This window comes from Clostridium sp. TJA085 (assembly GCF_058310235.1).
The window spans coordinates 152,085-167,920 of record NZ_JBZEEZ010000003.1; the positions used below are offsets into that span (position 1 = coordinate 152,085).

At 31.3% G+C, this 15,836-nt stretch carries 23 protein-coding genes; all 23 read right to left on the reverse strand.

Annotation, left to right across the window (positions count from 1 at the left end; translation table 11 throughout):
* Positions 1–9: 9 nt before the first annotated feature.
* The 23 genes from AC4FQW_RS10035 to rpsE all read right to left on the reverse strand — a co-directional run bounded on the left by AC4FQW_RS10035 (position 10) and on the right by rpsE (position 15,836).
* A complete protein-coding gene (locus AC4FQW_RS10035; RefSeq protein WP_491148883.1) occupies positions 10–852 on the reverse strand; it encodes a fumarate hydratase in 843 nt (280 codons plus the stop codon).
* A gap of 211 nt (positions 853–1,063) precedes the next feature.
* Positions 1,064–1,723, reverse strand: a complete 660-nt coding sequence (locus AC4FQW_RS10040; protein WP_491148885.1) for an N-acetylmuramoyl-L-alanine amidase — start codon at positions 1,721–1,723, stop codon at positions 1,064–1,066.
* A 113-nt stretch (positions 1,724–1,836) separates the two neighbouring features.
* Entirely contained in the window at positions 1,837–3,456 is a 1,620-nt protein-coding gene (locus AC4FQW_RS10045) for a Na/Pi cotransporter family protein (protein WP_303129655.1), read from the reverse strand.
* A gap of 239 nt (positions 3,457–3,695) precedes the next feature.
* On the reverse strand, positions 3,696–4,088 hold the full coding sequence (rpsI, locus tag AC4FQW_RS10050) for a 30S ribosomal protein S9 (RefSeq protein ID WP_024615630.1): 393 nt from the start codon (positions 4,086–4,088) through the stop codon (positions 3,696–3,698).
* A gap of 28 nt (positions 4,089–4,116) precedes the next feature.
* Positions 4,117–4,551: a 50S ribosomal protein L13 gene (gene rplM, locus AC4FQW_RS10055; protein ID WP_024615629.1), complete on the reverse strand. Its 435-nt coding sequence runs from the start codon at positions 4,549–4,551 to the stop codon at positions 4,117–4,119.
* 160 nt (positions 4,552–4,711) lie between these two features.
* Positions 4,712–5,449, reverse strand: coding sequence for a tRNA pseudouridine(38-40) synthase TruA (gene truA / locus AC4FQW_RS10060; RefSeq protein ID WP_303129648.1), 738 nt, complete (start codon positions 5,447–5,449; stop codon positions 4,712–4,714).
* 15 nt (positions 5,450–5,464) lie between these two features.
* Positions 5,465–6,265, reverse strand: a complete 801-nt coding sequence (locus tag AC4FQW_RS10065; RefSeq protein ID WP_303129646.1) for an energy-coupling factor transporter transmembrane component T family protein — start codon at positions 6,263–6,265, stop codon at positions 5,465–5,467.
* Complete coding sequence (locus tag AC4FQW_RS10070) at positions 6,266–7,141, reverse strand: energy-coupling factor transporter ATPase (RefSeq protein ID WP_491148888.1); 876 nt, start codon at positions 7,139–7,141, stop codon at positions 6,266–6,268.
* On the reverse strand, positions 7,126–7,971 hold the full coding sequence (locus AC4FQW_RS10075) for an energy-coupling factor transporter ATPase (protein WP_491148889.1): 846 nt from the start codon (positions 7,969–7,971) through the stop codon (positions 7,126–7,128). The genes AC4FQW_RS10070 and AC4FQW_RS10075 overlap by 16 nt, the downstream gene beginning before the upstream one ends.
* A 224-nt stretch (positions 7,972–8,195) precedes the next feature.
* Entirely contained in the window at positions 8,196–8,537 is a 342-nt protein-coding gene (gene rplQ, locus AC4FQW_RS10080; RefSeq protein ID WP_303129641.1) for a 50S ribosomal protein L17, read from the reverse strand.
* A 12-nt stretch (positions 8,538–8,549) separates the two neighbouring features.
* Positions 8,550–9,497 carry a DNA-directed RNA polymerase subunit alpha gene (locus tag AC4FQW_RS10085; protein ID WP_024615623.1) on the reverse strand — a complete coding sequence of 316 codons (948 nt, stop codon included), beginning with the start codon at positions 9,495–9,497 and terminating at the stop codon, positions 8,550–8,552.
* 93 nt (positions 9,498–9,590) lie between these two features.
* Positions 9,591–10,211, reverse strand: a complete 621-nt coding sequence (rpsD, locus tag AC4FQW_RS10090) for a 30S ribosomal protein S4 (RefSeq protein ID WP_024615622.1) — start codon at positions 10,209–10,211, stop codon at positions 9,591–9,593.
* 28 nt (positions 10,212–10,239) lie between these two features.
* Complete coding sequence (rpsK, locus tag AC4FQW_RS10095; RefSeq protein WP_303129638.1) at positions 10,240–10,629, reverse strand: 30S ribosomal protein S11; 390 nt, start codon at positions 10,627–10,629, stop codon at positions 10,240–10,242.
* Between the two features lie 15 nt (positions 10,630–10,644).
* Complete coding sequence (gene rpsM / locus AC4FQW_RS10100; RefSeq protein WP_024615620.1) at positions 10,645–11,010, reverse strand: 30S ribosomal protein S13; 366 nt, start codon at positions 11,008–11,010, stop codon at positions 10,645–10,647.
* 234 nt (positions 11,011–11,244) lie between these two features.
* The gene (gene rpmJ, locus AC4FQW_RS10105) at positions 11,245–11,358 is read right to left on the reverse strand and encodes a 50S ribosomal protein L36 (RefSeq protein ID WP_003373491.1); all 114 of its coding nucleotides are present in this window, start codon (positions 11,356–11,358) and stop codon (positions 11,245–11,247) included.
* 39 nt (positions 11,359–11,397) lie between these two features.
* The gene (gene infA, locus AC4FQW_RS10110; RefSeq protein WP_024615619.1) at positions 11,398–11,616 is read right to left on the reverse strand and encodes a translation initiation factor IF-1; all 219 of its coding nucleotides are present in this window, start codon (positions 11,614–11,616) and stop codon (positions 11,398–11,400) included.
* A 7-nt stretch (positions 11,617–11,623) separates the two neighbouring features.
* The gene (locus AC4FQW_RS10115) at positions 11,624–11,905 is read right to left on the reverse strand and encodes a KOW domain-containing RNA-binding protein (protein ID WP_491148892.1); all 282 of its coding nucleotides are present in this window, start codon (positions 11,903–11,905) and stop codon (positions 11,624–11,626) included.
* Positions 11,906–11,979: 74 nt separating this feature from the next.
* A complete protein-coding gene (gene map / locus AC4FQW_RS10120; protein WP_491148894.1) occupies positions 11,980–12,729 on the reverse strand; it encodes a type I methionyl aminopeptidase in 750 nt (249 codons plus the stop codon).
* Positions 12,729–13,379 (reverse strand): adenylate kinase, encoded by a 651-nt coding sequence (locus AC4FQW_RS10125; RefSeq protein WP_303129593.1) that lies wholly within the window; start codon positions 13,377–13,379, stop codon positions 12,729–12,731. The genes map and AC4FQW_RS10125 overlap by 1 nt, the downstream gene beginning before the upstream one ends.
* 24 nt (positions 13,380–13,403) lie before the next feature.
* Complete coding sequence (secY, locus tag AC4FQW_RS10130) at positions 13,404–14,681, reverse strand: preprotein translocase subunit SecY (RefSeq protein ID WP_303129591.1); 1,278 nt, start codon at positions 14,679–14,681, stop codon at positions 13,404–13,406.
* 2 nt (positions 14,682–14,683) lie between these two features.
* Positions 14,684–15,124, reverse strand: a complete 441-nt coding sequence (rplO, locus tag AC4FQW_RS10135) for a 50S ribosomal protein L15 (RefSeq protein ID WP_491148896.1) — start codon at positions 15,122–15,124, stop codon at positions 14,684–14,686.
* Positions 15,125–15,145: 21 nt separating this feature from the next.
* A complete protein-coding gene (gene rpmD, locus AC4FQW_RS10140) occupies positions 15,146–15,325 on the reverse strand; it encodes a 50S ribosomal protein L30 (protein ID WP_303129587.1) in 180 nt (59 codons plus the stop codon).
* 13 nt (positions 15,326–15,338) lie between these two features.
* Positions 15,339–15,836 carry a 30S ribosomal protein S5 gene (gene rpsE / locus AC4FQW_RS10145; RefSeq protein ID WP_303129586.1) on the reverse strand — a complete coding sequence of 166 codons (498 nt, stop codon included), beginning with the start codon at positions 15,834–15,836 and terminating at the stop codon, positions 15,339–15,341.

The window sequence follows — 15,836 nt, forward strand, 5'->3', positions numbered from 1 at the left end:
TATCCTCCTTTATATTACCGCATCTTTATGTCTTGTTGCATGACAACTTATATTTACCGCAACTGGTAAGCCTGCTATATGTGTTGGATAAGTTTCAATATTTACTCCTATTGCAGTTGTAAGTCCTCCAAAACCTTGCGGTCCTATACCCATTTTATTTATTTCCTTTAAAAGTTCCTTTTCTAAATTCTCATAAAATTCATTCTTATTTTTCTCATTAAGATTTCTAAGTAAAGCTTTTTTTGAAAGTAATGCTGCTTTTTCAAAAGTACCACCAATCCCAACTCCAACTACCATTGGTGGACATGGATTAGGTCCTGCCTCTTCTACAGTCTTTAATATAAACTTTTTTACACCTTCTAATCCATCTGAAGGTTTTAACATAGCTATTTTACTCATATTTTCAGAACCAAATCCTTTAGGTGCAACAGTTATTTTAACTTTATCTCCACTAACAATATTATAATTAATAATGGCCGGTGTATTATCTTTAGTATTAACTCTATCAATAGGGTCTTTAACTACTGATTTTCTTAAGTATCCCTTCTCATATCCTAATTTAACACCTTCATTTATCGCATCTTCAAGATTTCCATCTATAAAATGTACATCTTGTCCAATTTCTAAAAAAACACATGCCATACCAGTATCTTGACACATAGGCATATTTTCATTTTTTGCAATATTTGAATTATCAATTATCTTTTCCAAAACATCTCTTGCTATCTCATATTGTTCATTATTCTTATAAGATATCAATCTTTCCTTTACATCATCACCTATGTAATAATTTGAAGCTATACATAAATCTTTTACTGTATCTCTAACCATTTTTACACTTATTTCTCTCATAAAATCCCTCCCAATTTATAGTTTATAAATTTTCTATTAAATTTACAATATATTAATAAATATTATTTTAAAGTTTTCTTTAAAATAGATTAATCCTTTACTTTAATAATTATTAAATATACAATTTTATATTTTTTAAACTTTAAAAAGGGATTAATATTTTACATTAATCCCTAATTTCCTAGGAAATATGACTTTTGCTTTAATATTATTATTGATGCTTTTCACTAAAATATTTTTCTATACCAATTGTTATAGCCTCTACTAATTTATTTTGATATTCATCATTTTTTAAATTTTGCTCGTCTTCATAATTTGAAAGAAATCCACATTCAACTATTATACTTCCACCATCATACCCATCTCTTAATATTTTGTAATCATTTTTTGCATTTTTTGCAACCCTATTATTATTATTTTGAAGCTGTTCTTTAACAGAAAGTTGTATAGATTCAGCTAAATTTTTGCTTTTTTCATTATTAGAATACCAAACTTGAAGCCCTTTAGTATTTCCTGTTTTAAAAGCATTTTGATGTATTGATATAAAAATATCACAATCAGTTTCTTTTTTCATTTTACATCTTAAATTTAAGTCTTCTATTTTCTTATTAGCTAAAGCTATATCATCTTCTCTAGTCATACTAACGTTATATCCCTTATTCTTTAAAATATCTTTAAGTTTTAAAGATATTTGAAGGTTAATATCTTTTTCTAATGTTCCATTTTTAGATTTTGTACCTCCATCATATCCACCATGACCAGGGTCTATCAATACTTTATAACTATTTTCATTATTCTCTAAAGCATTTACTCCTGTTGTCCCTAATAAAAAAAATAGTAATGTTATAATAATGCTCTTTAGAAATTTCATAAACTCTCCTCCTAATTTAAGACTTATACATCTATTATGTGATTAAGCATTTTAATTATTCTTGTAATAATTTTTATAAAAAAAGGACTAGATTAACTAGTCCTTAATTATTTCTAAAGTTCACTATCTTCAATAACACTTTCTGCAATATTCTTTGCATGATCACCTATTCTCTCAAAATTAGATATTAAGTCTAAGAATATAGCACCTGCATAAGCATTACACTTTCCATTATATAATCTCTTAATATGTTTCTCACTATATTCTTTCTGTGATGAATCAATTCTTTCCTCAACATTTTCAAGCGTTCTTGCTTTTTTAATATCTCTATTTTCATAACTTTCTATTGCTATTTCTAAAGCTGTTAATGTATAGTTATATATTTCTTCTAATTCCTTAATTGCATCTTCACTATACTGTAACTTCTTATTTGATCTTTGTATTGCAAGATCAGCTATATTTTCAGCATGGTCTCCAATTCTTTCAATATCATTTACTATATAAAAAGTTGATGCAACTATACTTTTTTCTTTATCTGATAATTCACATTTTGATAGTTTTACTAAATATGTTGTTATTTCTTCTTCTAAAGTATTTATTATACTTTCATTCTCATAAACCTTTTTTATCTGCTCTTCATCTTGATTCATAAAAGCACTCATTGATAACTCAAGATTTTGTTTTGCTTTATTTGCCATTCTTATAGTTTCTTTAATAACTTGTCCAGCAGCTATAACTGGTGTTTCAAGTAATCTATCATCAATGTACTTAGGACCAGCTTTTTCAATTTCATCCGTTCCTGGAACTAATTTATTTACTGCAAGAATTAAGTAATTTCTAAGTGGTAACATAATTAATGTATTAGCTATATTAAATACTGTATGTGAATTAGCTATTTGTCTTTGAACATCTCCAGGGCTCATTTGAGTGACAATGTTACCAATAATCCCTAAGAACGGTAAGAAAATTATTGTTCCTCCAACATTAAATATTAAATGTATTAAAGCTGCTTTATGAGCTGTCTTATTTGTTCCTATACTTGCAAGCATTGCTGTTATACAAGTACCAATATTACATCCAAATAATATTGGAAGAGCTGCATCTATATTTATTGCACCTGCTGTAGCAAGAGCTATAAGTATACCAGTAGTTGCTGATGAACTTTGAAGTATTGCTGTTATTGCTGCACCTGCTATAACACCTATAAACATATTATCACTAATCGCTATTACTAATTGTTCAAACATAGGTGATGCAGCAAGAGGCTTCATCGCATCGCTCATCATTCCCATTCCAGTAAATAATATACCAAATCCTAAAATTATATGTCCAATTTCTTTTCTCTTCTGAGCTTTTGCCATCATTACAATAGCTGCACCAACAAAAACAAAAATTGGAGCTATATCATCAAGTTTAAAAGCAACTAATTGAGCTGTTATAGTCGTACCTATATTAGCTCCCATTATTACACCAGCTGCTTGAGCTAAATTCATTAATCCTGCATTAACAAATCCAACTACCATTACTGTTGTTGCACTAGAACTTTGTATTACAGCAGTAACTGCTGCACCAACTAATACTGCAACTAATGGATTTGATGTAACTTTTTCAAGAATCTTTTTCAAACCCTCTCCAGCAGCATTTTCAAGACCATCTCCCATTAATTTCATTCCATAAAGAAATAGTCCTAATCCTCCCATTAAAGTTATAACTGTTGTAACTATAGAATTCAATATTGTTTCCTCCATCTACAATTTATTAATCATCTATTTAAATCATTAATTTTATGACTTAAGTGTACATTATTTATTAACATTTGTTAATATTAATAAATATTTTTTAACGTAGATTTAATATAAGGTTACATTTTCTTACAATTAAAATTTTGTAGAGATATTTATATAAATTGGTACAAAAAAAGAAGTATATACTGAGTATATACTTCTCTTTCCTGATATCCGTACCCCAAATATTATCTCTTTGAGAATTGTGGAGCTCTTCTTGCTTTTTTAAGACCGTATTTCTTTCTTTCAACCATTCTTGGGTCTCTAGTTAAGAATCCAGCTTTCTTTAATTCTGATTTTAAAGCTTCATCTGATTTAACTAATGCTCTAGCTATTCCGTGTCTGATTGCTCCAGCTTGACCTGTGAATCCTCCACCGTGAACATTAACTAATACGTCAAACTTATCTTTAGTTCCAGTTAAAACTAAAGGTTGGTTTACGATAACTCTTAAAGTTTCTAAACCAAAGAAGTTTTCGATTTCTCTCTTATTTATAACTACTTTACCGTTTCCAGGTACTAGTCTTACTCTTGCAACTGATTTCTTTCTTCTACCAGTTCCCATGTATTGAACTTTTGCCATTTTAAATCCTCCTCCCGAGTTTCCGTTATTAGTATCTTAATTCTAATACTTCTGGTTTTTGAGCTTGATGGTTATGCTCTTCGCCTCTGTATACATTTAATTTCTTTAACATTTTTCTTCCTAAAACTCCGCTTGGAAGCATTCTTCTAACTGCTTCTTCAAAAGCGAATTCAGGCTTCTTGTCAAGAACTTCTCTGTATGGAATTTCTTTTAATCCACCAACGTATAAGCTGTGCTTTCTCATCATTTTTTGATCTAACTTCTTACCAGTTAAAACAACTTTTTCAGCATTGATTACGATAACGAAATCTCCGCAGTCAACATTTGGTGTAAATGTTGGCTTATTTTTTCCTCTTAAGATTGAAGCAACTTGGCTAGCAACTCTTCCTAGTGGCTTACCAGCAGCATCAACAACATACCATTTTCTTTCAACTTCTTGTGCTTTTGCAATGTATGATTTCATCTATGTTTCCCTCCTTGAACTTACGATTAGCAATATGTAATATTGCATTTATGTTAAGATCTTTCAAACTAGATCTTATATACATAAATATTCTAACAAACATACACTATTATAATACACGCTTACGGGCGTGTCAATGTATTTATTTAAAATTTTTATATTAATAATAAACTTTTTCTAAAAGAAGCCCATTAGCCGGAACACAAAAACCAGAACGTTCTCTTTTACCTTCATTTATTATTGATTTTATATCATTTGAAGCTATTTTTCCTCTTCCAACTTCAATTAAAGTTCCAACTATTATTCTAACCATATTATATAAAAAACCATCAGCAGTTACATATATCTTTATTATGTTATTATCATTTTCTATATGTAAATCTTTAATGGTTCTAACGGATGTTTTCACAGAACTTCCGCTACTTTTAAAAGCACTAAAATCATGAGTTCCTATAAAATAATTACAGGCTTTCTTCATTTCTTCTATATTCAATACTTCTCTTACATGATAAGAATAATTTCTATATAAAGAAACCTTCTCAAATCTGTTTATAATAGTATAACAATATGTTTTTCCTTTGCTATCATATCTTGCATGAAACTCTTTGTCTACTTCTTCTGATTTTATTATGGCTATATCATCTGGAAGCTTTGTATTTATAGCTTCTCTAAACTTATCTGCTGGAACTCTACTATCTGTTAAGAAATTAGCTACCATACCTTTTGCGTGAACCCCTGAATCTGTCCTAGAACTTCCTATTAATGAAACTTCTTTCTTTACAATTTTTTGTATAGCTTTTTCTAATACTTCTTGAATAGTTTTACTATTATTCTTTTGTTTTTGCCATCCAAAATAATTTGTTCCGTCATATTCTATTGTAAGCTTTATATTTTTCATCTAAAATCACCTTTACTAGTAAATTCTAATAATTATACTAATTATAAATAAAACACCAAATATAACCCATGCTATAAAATCATTTTTAGTAAACTTTAATTGCTTCATTCTAGTTCTTCCTGAGCCACCTCTATAACATCTTGCTTCCATAGCCATAGCAAGTTCATCAGCTCTTCTAAACGAACTAATAAATAAAGGTACTAAAAGTGGTATTAAACTCTTTGCTTTTTGAATTATTCCACCTGATTCAAAATCTGCTCCTCTAGCTTTTTGCGCTTTCATTATTTTATCCGTTTCATCCATTAATGTTGGTATAAATCTTAATGCTATAGTCATCATCATAGCTAATTCATGTGCTAATTCTTTTCCTATAGGTCTAAGCAGTCTTTCTATACCGTCTGTTAACTCTATAGGTGATGTTGTTAAAGTAAGAAGTGAAGTTCCAACAACTAAGAATATTAATCTAAGAGCCATAAATACAGCAGTTCTAACGCCCTCTGTATAAATTTTCAAAAATCCAAAATGGAATAATAAAGTATCTTCAGTTCCTCTTATCATAAATATATTAAGTATTGATGTAAATACAACTAAAAAAATAATTGGTTTTAATCCCTTTAATATAAATTTTGGTGGCACCTTTGAATTTATAATCACTGCTGCAATAAAAGCTACAACAAAAATATACCCCACAAACTTATCTATTATAAATAAAGATACTATAAAAAGTAATGATATTAATATCTTTGTTCTAGGGTCTAATTTATGTGTAAATGATTCTCCTGGTACATATTGCCCTATAGTTATATCTTTTATCACCTATTTCACTCCCTCACTATTTTTATTATTTTTAAATATCTTTAATAATTCTTTTTTGCACTGCTCTATTGTATACACTTCATCACTTACATTAAACCCTTTATTTCTAAGTTCTCTCATAAGATAAGTAACTTGTGGTACACCAAGTCCTATCTTTTCTAGTGTATCAACTTCTTTAAAAACTTCTGAAGGAGTACCTTGTAAAGCTACCTTTCCTTTATTCATAACTATTACTTTTTCTGCTATTTTAGCTACATCTTCCATACTATGACTTACAAGTATTATTGTCATATTATATTTTTCATGAAGAATCTTTATCTGATCTAATATATCATCTCTTCCCTTCGGGTCTAACCCTGCTGTAGGCTCATCCAAAATTAAAATTTTTGGTTCCATAGCTACAACTCCTGCTATAGCTACTCTTCTCTTCTGACCTCCACTTAAATCAAATGGAGACTTATTCTTATAAAACTCATAATCAAGACCAACCATTTCCATTGATTTTATTACACGTCTATGTATCTCATCTTTATCTAAACCTAAATTTGTAGGACCATATGATATATCCTTTTCAATGGTTTCCTCGAATAATTGGTATTCCGGATATTGAAATACCAAACCAACCTTTTTTCTAACATCTGAAAGCTTCACACCTTCTTTTGTTATATCATCACCATCTACAATAATTTTACCTGATGTTGCTTCTAATAATCCATTCATATGTTGTATTAATGTTGATTTTCCTGAACCAGTATGACCTATTAAAGCAACAAATTCCCCATCTTTTATATCTATATTTACATCATCTAATGCTTTTTTTTCAAAAGGCCCATTTTGCATATATACATGTGTTAAATTCTCTATTTTAATTGACATAACGCATTCACCATCTCATCTACATTTATTATTTTGCTATCTAAATTTATACCTTCTTTTAATAATTCATAACTTAACTCTGTTACTTGTGGCACATCTAACCCAATTTTTTTCATAAGCTCTACTTTTGAAAAAACCTCTTTTGGAGTTCCACCCATAATAAGCTTCCCATCGTCCATAACTACCATTCTATCAGCTTCAGCAGCTTCATCCATATAATGAGTTATTAAAACGATTGTAATACCATATTCTTTATTTATCTCTTTTATATTCTTTATAACTTCTTTTCTGCCTGATGGATCAAGCATTGCTGTTGGTTCATCAAATATTATACATTCAGGCTTCATAGCTAATATTCCTGCTATAGCAACCCTTTGTTTTTGTCCTCCTGATAAAAGGTGCGGAGCGTGTCTTTTATATTCACTCATTCCAACCTTTTCTAAACTTTCATCAACACGTTTTCGTATTTCTTTAGGATCTATTCCTAAATTCTCAGGTCCAAAGGCTACATCTTCCTCAACTATTGTTGCTACCATTTGATTATCTGGATTTTGAAATACCATACCAGCCTTAGCTCTAACATCCCATATTCTCTCTTCATCCTTTGTATTAATTCCATCAACATAAACAACACCATCTGTAGGTAAAAGTAAAGCATTCATATGTTTAGCAAGCGTTGATTTACCTGAACCATTATGTCCTAATACAACTAAAAATTCACCCTTTTTAACTGTTAAATCAACACCATTAATAGCATATTTTTCAATACCCTCTTCATGTGATGTATACTTAAAAACTAAATTCTCACATTTTATCATTTCTTGACTCATTTGGTCCTCCATAAAATTATATTAACTATTATTTTATTTGCTATTTAAATAATATACTATATACAAGTGTAATTTAAATGTATATACATTTAAGAATATTATATACCATAAATTTCAACTTTCAACTGTATTCAGAATATTTAAATCATTACACCTCTATATAATTTACTTTTATATATAACAAAACGGGGACTAAGATCACATCTTAATCCCCATCAAAATGATTAAACTAATTCAAGTATAACCATTTCTGCTCCGTCTCCTCTTCTAGGACCTTTTTTATACATTCTTGTATATCCACCGTTTCTTTCAGTGTATTGTGGAGCTATATTATCAAATAAATGTTTTACTACAGCTTCTTCTTGAACAAAAGCTAATACTTGTCTTCTAGCGTGAAGATCTCCTCTTTTAGCAAGAGTGATCATTTTTTCAGCTAAACTTCTAGTTTCTTTTGCTCTAGTTTCAGTTGTTTCAATCTTACCATGCTTTAAAAAACTAGTTACTAAGTTTCTTAGCATAGCTCTTCTTTGGTCTGATGAAAGACCTAACTTACGATTAACTGCCATGGATTTACCTCCTTACTCGTCGCCTAGCTTTAAGCTTAAGCCTAACTCTTTAAGCTTCTTTTCAACTTCTTCTAAGGATTTCTTTCCTAGATTTCTTACCTTCATCATATCATCCATTGATCTGTTAGCAAGTTCTTGAACTGTATTTATACCAGCTCTCTTTAAACAGTTATATGATCTAACTGATAAGTCAAGCTCTTCTACAGTCATCTCTAGTACTTTTTCCTTTTTATCTTCTTCTTTTTCTATCATAATTTCAACATCATTAGTCTCATCTGTTAATGACATGAATAATTTAAAATGTTCTATTAAGATTTTAGCTGATAAGCTTATAGCTTCATCAATCTTTATAGTTCCATTAGTCCAAATTTCAAGTGTTAACTTATCGTAATCAGTAATTTGACCAACTCTAGTATTTTCTACTTTAAAGTTAACTCTCTTAACTGGTGTATATATTGAATCAACAGCTATTGCTGATATTGGTAGATCTTCACTCTTATTTTTATTTTGAGTAACATATCCTCTACCTCTGTTTACAGTTAACTCCATATAAAGTCTTCCGTCGTTGTCTAAAGTTGCTATATGTAAATCTTTATTAACAACCTCAACATCTCCATCAGTTTTTATATCTGCTCCTGTAACAACACCAGGTCCCTTTGCATCTATATATATAGTTTTTGGACCTTCACCATTCATTCTTAAAGCTAAAGCTTTAATGTTAAGAATTATTTCTGTAACATCTTCTTTAACTCCTTGTATTGTAGAAAACTCATGAAGTACACCATCAATTTTAACTGAAGTAGTTGCAACTCCAGGTAATGATGATAATAATATTCTTCTTAGGGCATTTCCTAATGTAATACCATATCCTCTTTCTAATGGTTCAACAACGTACTTACCATAAGTACCGTCTTCATTTGCCTCTACACATTCAATTATTGGCTTTTCGATTTCTAACATACGAACCCTCCTTATTTTTAAAATGGCAACCTTATTCTGAGGGCAACTGATTCTATATTTGTTATAAATTTATATTTCTAACAAATACTACAATTATTTGCTGTATAACTCAACGATAAGAGTTTCATTAACTGGTACGTCAATATCTTCTCTTGTTGGTTCAGCAACTACTTTGCCTTCGTAGTTTTCAACGTTAGCTTCTAACCATTTTGGTAAAGTCTTTGGATTTTCAACGAAAGTTTTGAACTTTTCGCTTCCTCTACTCTTTTCAGCAACAGTTATTACATCGTTAACTGATACTCTGTATGAAGGAATGTCAACTCTCTTACCATTTACTAAGAAATGTCCGTGGTTAACTAATTGTCTTGCTTCTTTTCTTGAAGCTCCGTATCCTAATCTATAAACAACGTTATCTAATCTTAATTCTAATAACATTAATAAGTTTTCACCAGTGATACCCTTCATGTGTTCAGCCTTTTCATAGTATGATCTGAATTGACCTTCTAACACTCCGTATATTCTTCTAGCTTTTTGCTTTTCTCTAAGTTGTACACCATAGTTAGATAATTTCTTTCTAGCTGCTCCGTGTTGTCCTGGTGCATAACTTCTTCTTGTGAAAGCACATTTATCTGTATAACATCTATCCCCTTTAAGGAATAATTTCATGCCTTCTCTTCTACATAATCTACATGTAGCTCCAGTATATCTTGCCATTAATTACACCTCCTGTATGAATCAAATACTAGACTCTTCTTCTTTTTGGTGGTCTACATCCGTTGTGTGGGATTGGAGTAACATCTTTTATTAAAGTTACTTCTAATCCTGCTGCTTGTAATGATCTGATTGCTGCTTCTCTTCCAGCACCAGGTCCTTTTACATATACTTCAACGCTCTTTAAACCGTGTTCCATTGCTGCATTAGCTGCAGTTTCTGCTGCCATTTGTGCTGCGAATGGTGTACTTTTTCTTGATCCTCTGAAACCTAGAGCTCCAGCACTTGACCATGATAACGCATTTCCTTGAGCGTCTGTTAAAGTAACTATTGAATTGTTGAAAGTTGACTTGATATGTGCTGCACCATGTTCAACATTTTTTCTATCTTTTCTTCTTCTAGTTTTTTTAACCTTTGCCATTGCTTTCCCTCCTAACTATTTCTTTTTGTTTGCAATAGTCTTCTTTGGACCTTTTCTTGTTCTTGCATTAGTCTTAGTTTTTTGTCCTCTTACTGGAAGACCTTTTCTATGTCTAATTCCTCTATAACATCCAATTTCTACTAATCTCTTGATGTTTAAAGCTACTTCTCTTCTTAAGTCTCCTTCGATAGTAAGATCCTTAATGTAAGTTCTTAAAGCATTAACTTCATCTTCAGTTAAATCCTTAACTCTTGTGTCTGGATTTATTCCTGTAGCTGCTAATATTTTATGAGAAGTAGATAATCCTATTCCATAAATATAAGTTAAACCTATTTCAACTCTTTTTTCTCTTGGTAGGTCTATACCTGCTATTCTTGCCATTAAAATTTACACCTCCTGGTAATTGAAATGCCTAAAAATTTATTATCTTCAATCTTTGAAGATATGAATATATATAATAAAATTTTAGGTAATAGAGAAAATTTTCTCTATTATCAGCCGCTCCTAAAATCTAATTATTTAATTAAATGCCTATATAATGATATTTGACTTTGACAAAAAAGTCAATAAATTTTAAATACCTAATCTGTATTTTTTGTCTAATATTTATCTATATTAGCCTTGTTTTTGCTTGTGCTTTGGATTTTCACAGATTACCATTACTCTTCCTTTTCTTTTAATTACTTTGCACTTTTCGCAAATAGGCTTAACTGATGGTCTTACTTTCATCGCTAACCCTCCTTGTAATATTTGATAGACTATCCTATCTTATTTTGCTCTCCAAGTAATTCTACCTTTTGTTAAGTCATATGGAGAAAGCTCCACTGTAACTTTATCACCAGGTAAAATTCTTATGAAGTTCATTCTTAATTTTCCTGATATATGTGCTAGAATTTTGTGCCCACTTTCAAGTTCAACTTGGAAGTTAGCATTAGGTAAGGATTCTAAAACGACTCCTTGCATTTCTATAACATCATCTTTTGACATAAGGTAATCAACCCTCCTTAACAATGCCTTTTAATTTTAAAAATCTCTTAATTTTTAAGTCAGTATCTTTCCTATCGCTGACAATGGCTGATTTTATTTCTTCATCTATATCTTCCAAAATTCTCAAATGCTTAACCTGTTTTTTCTTAGGTTTATTGATTGTTTTTGTATCACCATTTGATAATAACACAAACTTATCATCAATTACATCTATTATTATATATAAATGATTTTTATCTCTACCAGCTAAAGAAAGTACTACCTTCCCAATCAAGTCATTGTTTTGCAAATTTTTCACCTCGATGATTACCTTAGCAATAAACTGCTCCAATAACTTAAGCAAATTTATAACTAAGCAACACTTTATTTAACTAGTGTTAATATTTCGGGACCATCTGGTAAAATTGCAACTGTATTTTCGTAATGTGCTGACAGTTTTCCATCACTTGTTACAACCGTCCAATTATCTTTTAAAGTTCTTACTCTAAAGGATCCTTCATTAACCATTGGTTCTATAGCTAAAACCATGCCCTTTGTAAGTATTGGACCTCTACCTGGTCTACCGAAATTTGGTACTTCAGGATCTTCATGTAGATCTCTGCCTATCCCGTGTCCTACAAAACTTTTCACAACTGAAAATCCATTTGATTCAACATAATTTTGTATTCCACTAGATATATCTGATAATCTATTTCCAATTTGAGCGAACTTAATTCCCTCAAAGAAACAATCTCTTGTAACTTGTATAAGCTTTTTTGCACTTTCTGAAACATTTCCTACTGGAAAAGTTCTCGCTGCATCTCCATGATACCCATCAATTAAAGCTCCACAATCGATACTGACTATGTCACCATCTTTTAATATGTAACCTCCCGGTATACCATGAACTACTTGCTCATTAACAGAAATGCATAATGTAGCTGGAAAACCATATAATCCTTTGAAAGATGGTATAGCTCCTTGCTCTATTATAAACTTTTCTGCTATTGTATCCAATTCTTTAGTGCTTATACCTGGTTTTATATTTTTTTCTAATAATAGAAGTGTTTCTCCTACTATTTTTCCTGCTTTTCTCATCAGGTTAAGTGCTAAATCATCTTTAATTTCAATCATTATTTAGCGCTTCCTAATATATCGCATATACTTTCAAATACTTCATTAATGGCTTTTGTTCCATCAACTGTTGAAAGTAAATTCTTTTCTCTGTAAAAATCAATTAGTGGTTGAGTTTGCTTTTCGTATACGTCAAGTCTTTCTTTTACAGTTTCTTCTGTATCATCTTTTCTTTGTACTATATCACTACCACAAAGATCACATTTTCCTTCAACCGCTGGTGGATTGAACTTAACGTGATAACTTGCTCCGCATGCTGGGCATACTCTTCTTCCAGTCATTCTTTCTAGTATGAATTCACTTGGAACTTCAATACATAGCGCTGTATCTAATCCCTCATTTCTACTATCTAAGAACTCTTGTAGAGCTTCAGCTTGAGCAACTGTTCTTGGAAAACCATCTAATAGGTATCCATTTTTACAGTCTTCTTCTTGAAGTCTATCTTTAACCATATCTATAGTTACTGAATCCGGTACTAATTGCCCGTTATCCATATATTTTTTAGCTTCAATTCCTAAAGGAGTATTTTCTGAAATATTCTTTCTAAAAATATCTCCTGTTGAAATATGTGGAATTGAATATCTATTACTAATTGATTTTGCCTGTGTTCCTTTTCCTGCTCCAGGAGGACCTAGTAAAATAATTTTCACGGGCATCATCTCCATTATTTAATCTTATTTAAGAAATCCTTTGTAGTGTCTCATTATCATTTGTGATTCTAGTTTTCTTGTGAAATCTAGAGCAACACTCACTACAATAAGAAGTGCTGTTCCCCCAAATTGTATTCCTTTGAATGCAGTATAGTTATTTATAACTATTGGTGTTACAGCAAGTAGTGCTGCAAATATTCCACCTATGAAAGATACTCTATTAAGAATACTTTCAAAGTATAAAGTTGTAGGCTCACCTGGTCTAATACCCGGTATAAATCCAGCAGATTTATGCAAGTTCTCTGACATTTCTTCTGGTTTAAATGTAACTTGAGTATAGAACCATGTAAAGAATATAGTTAATATTGAATAAACGATTGGATACATCCAAGTTTTGCTATTAAATATACTCCAAGGACTACTAGTAACCCATTTTGCCCATTCATGTTGTGGAAAGAATCCAGCAATTGTTGGTAGGAATTGCATTACTGACATAGCAAATATTATTGCTATTACAGCTGATCCTACAATGCTTAAAGGAATATGAGTTGACTGTCCCTTCATAACCTTGTTCCCAACTGCCTTGCCTGCGTATTGCACAGGAATTCTTCTTTCAGCAAGTGAGAAGAATATTACTCCTGCAAGTGTTGCTAAAGCAAACACTATAAATAATGCTATTTCTACAATACTTATTTCTCCTGAGTTTTCTAAAATCATCATAGACTTAAGTGTCATTGGTAATCTAGAAACTATATTTACAAATATTAAGATTGAAACACCGTTTCCAAAACCTTTAACGGTAATTTGGTCTCCTAACCACATACAGAATGTAGATCCAACAACTAATGCTAAAATGACTACTATCATTTGTACAGTTTTCATACCAATGGTTGCTCCCATTTGAGAAATAGTAGCATACATTCCAAATGCAAGAATTACTGCAATTACAATAGATACATATCTAGTAGCATTTTGTATCTTTTTCCTACCTTCTTCACCTTCTTTTTGAAGTTGTTCTAATGAAGGTATCGCGATTGTTAAAAGCTGCATTATAATTGATGCATTGATGTATGGCATTACACCAAGAGCAAAAATACTAAATCTACTGAAGGCTCCTCCTGATATTAAATCATAGAAACCCATCAAATTACCTGATTGAGTTAAACTTTTTAAATAATCAGCGCTAATCCCAGGAACAGGAATATGACTTCCCATCCTAAAGATTGCCACTAAAAATATTGTCCAGTAAAATCTCTTCCTTAACTCAGGTACCTTCCAGGCGTTACGTAGGGTTGATAGCATTCTTATTTCACCTCAACTTTTCCTCCAGCTGCTTCGATTTTTTCGATAGCAGATTTTGAGAACTTACATCCTTTTACAGTTAAGTTCTTTTCTAAGTTTCCGTTTCCAAGAATTTTTACTCCGTCCATAACTTTAGAAATAACTCTTCTTTCTAATAATACTTCTGGAGTAACTTCTGTACCATCTTCGAAGATATTTAATCTATCTACATTAATGCTAACGATCTTTTTAGCGAAGATATTAGTGAATCCTCTCTTAGGAAGTCTTCTGTATAATGGCATTTGACCACCTTCGAATCCTGGTCTAACTCCACCACCTGATCTAGCGTTTTGTCCTTTTTCACCTTTACCAGCGTTTCTTCCTAAACCTGAACCAGTTCCTCTTCCTACTCTCTTAGGAGCTTTTCTGCTTCCAGCTGCTGGTTTTAATTCATGAAGTTTCATACGTCTTGCACCTCCTCTTTATTATACTTCTTCTACTTTTAACATGTAGCTTATCTTTTTGATCATACCATTGATTTGAGGAGTTCCCTCATGCTCTACTGTTTTACCTATTTTCTTAAGTCCAAGGGCATTTGCAGTAGCGATATGGTCTTTTTTTCTACCGATTAAGCTTTTTACAAGAGTAACTCTTAACTTAGCCATGCAATTTCCCCTCCTAACCTAATATTTCTTCAACAGATTTTCCTCTTAATTTAGCAATATCTTCTGCTGTTCTTAAGTTTGCTAATCCGTTGATTGTAGCTTTTACCATGTTGTTAGGATTGTTTGAACCTAATGATTTAGCTCTAACATCCTTTATTCCTGCTAATTCAAGTACAACTCTAGCTGGACCTCCAGCGATAACTCCTGTACCTTCTTTAGCTGGCATGATAAGAACGTCTCCTCTTCCAAATCTTCCGTGGATTTCGTGAGGAACTGTATTTCCTACCATTGAAACTGATACTAAGTTTTTCTTAGCGTCTTCAATTCCTTTTTTAATTGCTTCAGGTATTTCGATAGATTTACCCATTCCAACTCCAACGTGTCCGTTCTCGTCTCCAACAACAACTAGAGCTGCGAATCTGAAGTTTCTACCACCTTTAACAACCTTAGTAACTCTGTTTATGTTAACAACCTTTTCTTTAAGGTCTAGTGTACTAGGATCGATTCTCAT

What these genes read in the sequence shown, in the direction of transcription:
- truA (WP_303129648.1), bottom strand. Translation starts at nt 5,449, where the DNA reads ATGAAAAATATAAAGCTTACAATAGAATATGACGGAACAAATTATTTT.
- AC4FQW_RS10075 (WP_491148889.1), bottom strand. Translation starts at nt 7,971, where the DNA reads ATGAGTCAAGAAATGATAAAATGTGAGAATTTAGTTTTTAAGTATACA.
- AC4FQW_RS10035 (WP_491148883.1), bottom strand. Translation starts at nt 852, where the DNA reads ATGAGAGAAATAAGTGTAAAAATGGTTAGAGATACAGTAAAAGATTTA.
- AC4FQW_RS10085 (WP_024615623.1), bottom strand. Translation starts at nt 9,497, where the DNA reads ATGTTAGAAATCGAAAAGCCAATAATTGAATGTGTAGAGGCAAATGAA.
- infA (WP_024615619.1), bottom strand. Translation starts at nt 11,616, where the DNA reads ATGTCAAAAGATGATGTTATAGAAATGCAAGGAGTCGTTTTAGAATCC.
- rpsM (WP_024615620.1), bottom strand. Translation starts at nt 11,010, where the DNA reads ATGGCAAGAATAGCAGGTATAGACCTACCAAGAGAAAAAAGAGTTGAA.
- AC4FQW_RS10040 (WP_491148885.1), bottom strand. Translation starts at nt 1,723, where the DNA reads ATGAAATTTCTAAAGAGCATTATTATAACATTACTATTTTTTTTATTA.
- AC4FQW_RS10070 (WP_491148888.1), bottom strand. Translation starts at nt 7,141, where the DNA reads ATGTCAATTAAAATAGAGAATTTAACACATGTATATATGCAAAATGGG.
- rpsI (WP_024615630.1), bottom strand. Translation starts at nt 4,088, where the DNA reads ATGGCAAAAGTTCAATACATGGGAACTGGTAGAAGAAAGAAATCAGTT.
- rpsK (WP_303129638.1), bottom strand. Translation starts at nt 10,629, where the DNA reads ATGGCAAAGGTTAAAAAAACTAGAAGAAGAAAAGATAGAAAAAATGTT.
- secY (WP_303129591.1), bottom strand. Translation starts at nt 14,681, where the DNA reads ATGCTATCAACCCTACGTAACGCCTGGAAGGTACCTGAGTTAAGGAAG.
- map (WP_491148894.1), bottom strand. Translation starts at nt 12,729, where the DNA reads ATGATTGAAATTAAAGATGATTTAGCACTTAACCTGATGAGAAAAGCA.
- rpsE (WP_303129586.1), bottom strand. Translation starts at nt 15,836, where the DNA reads ATGAGAATCGATCCTAGTACACTAGACCTTAAAGAAAAGGTTGTTAAC.
- rpmD (WP_303129587.1), bottom strand. Translation starts at nt 15,325, where the DNA reads ATGGCTAAGTTAAGAGTTACTCTTGTAAAAAGCTTAATCGGTAGAAAA.
- rpsD (WP_024615622.1), bottom strand. Translation starts at nt 10,211, where the DNA reads ATGGCAAGATATACTGGAGCTACATGTAGATTATGTAGAAGAGAAGGC.
- rplM (WP_024615629.1), bottom strand. Translation starts at nt 4,551, where the DNA reads ATGAAATCATACATTGCAAAAGCACAAGAAGTTGAAAGAAAATGGTAT.
- rpmJ (WP_003373491.1), bottom strand. Translation starts at nt 11,358, where the DNA reads ATGAAAGTAAGACCATCAGTTAAGCCTATTTGCGAAAAGTGCAAAGTA.
- rplQ (WP_303129641.1), bottom strand. Translation starts at nt 8,537, where the DNA reads ATGGCAGTTAATCGTAAGTTAGGTCTTTCATCAGACCAAAGAAGAGCT.
- rplO (WP_491148896.1), bottom strand. Translation starts at nt 15,124, where the DNA reads ATGAAACTTCATGAATTAAAACCAGCAGCTGGAAGCAGAAAAGCTCCT.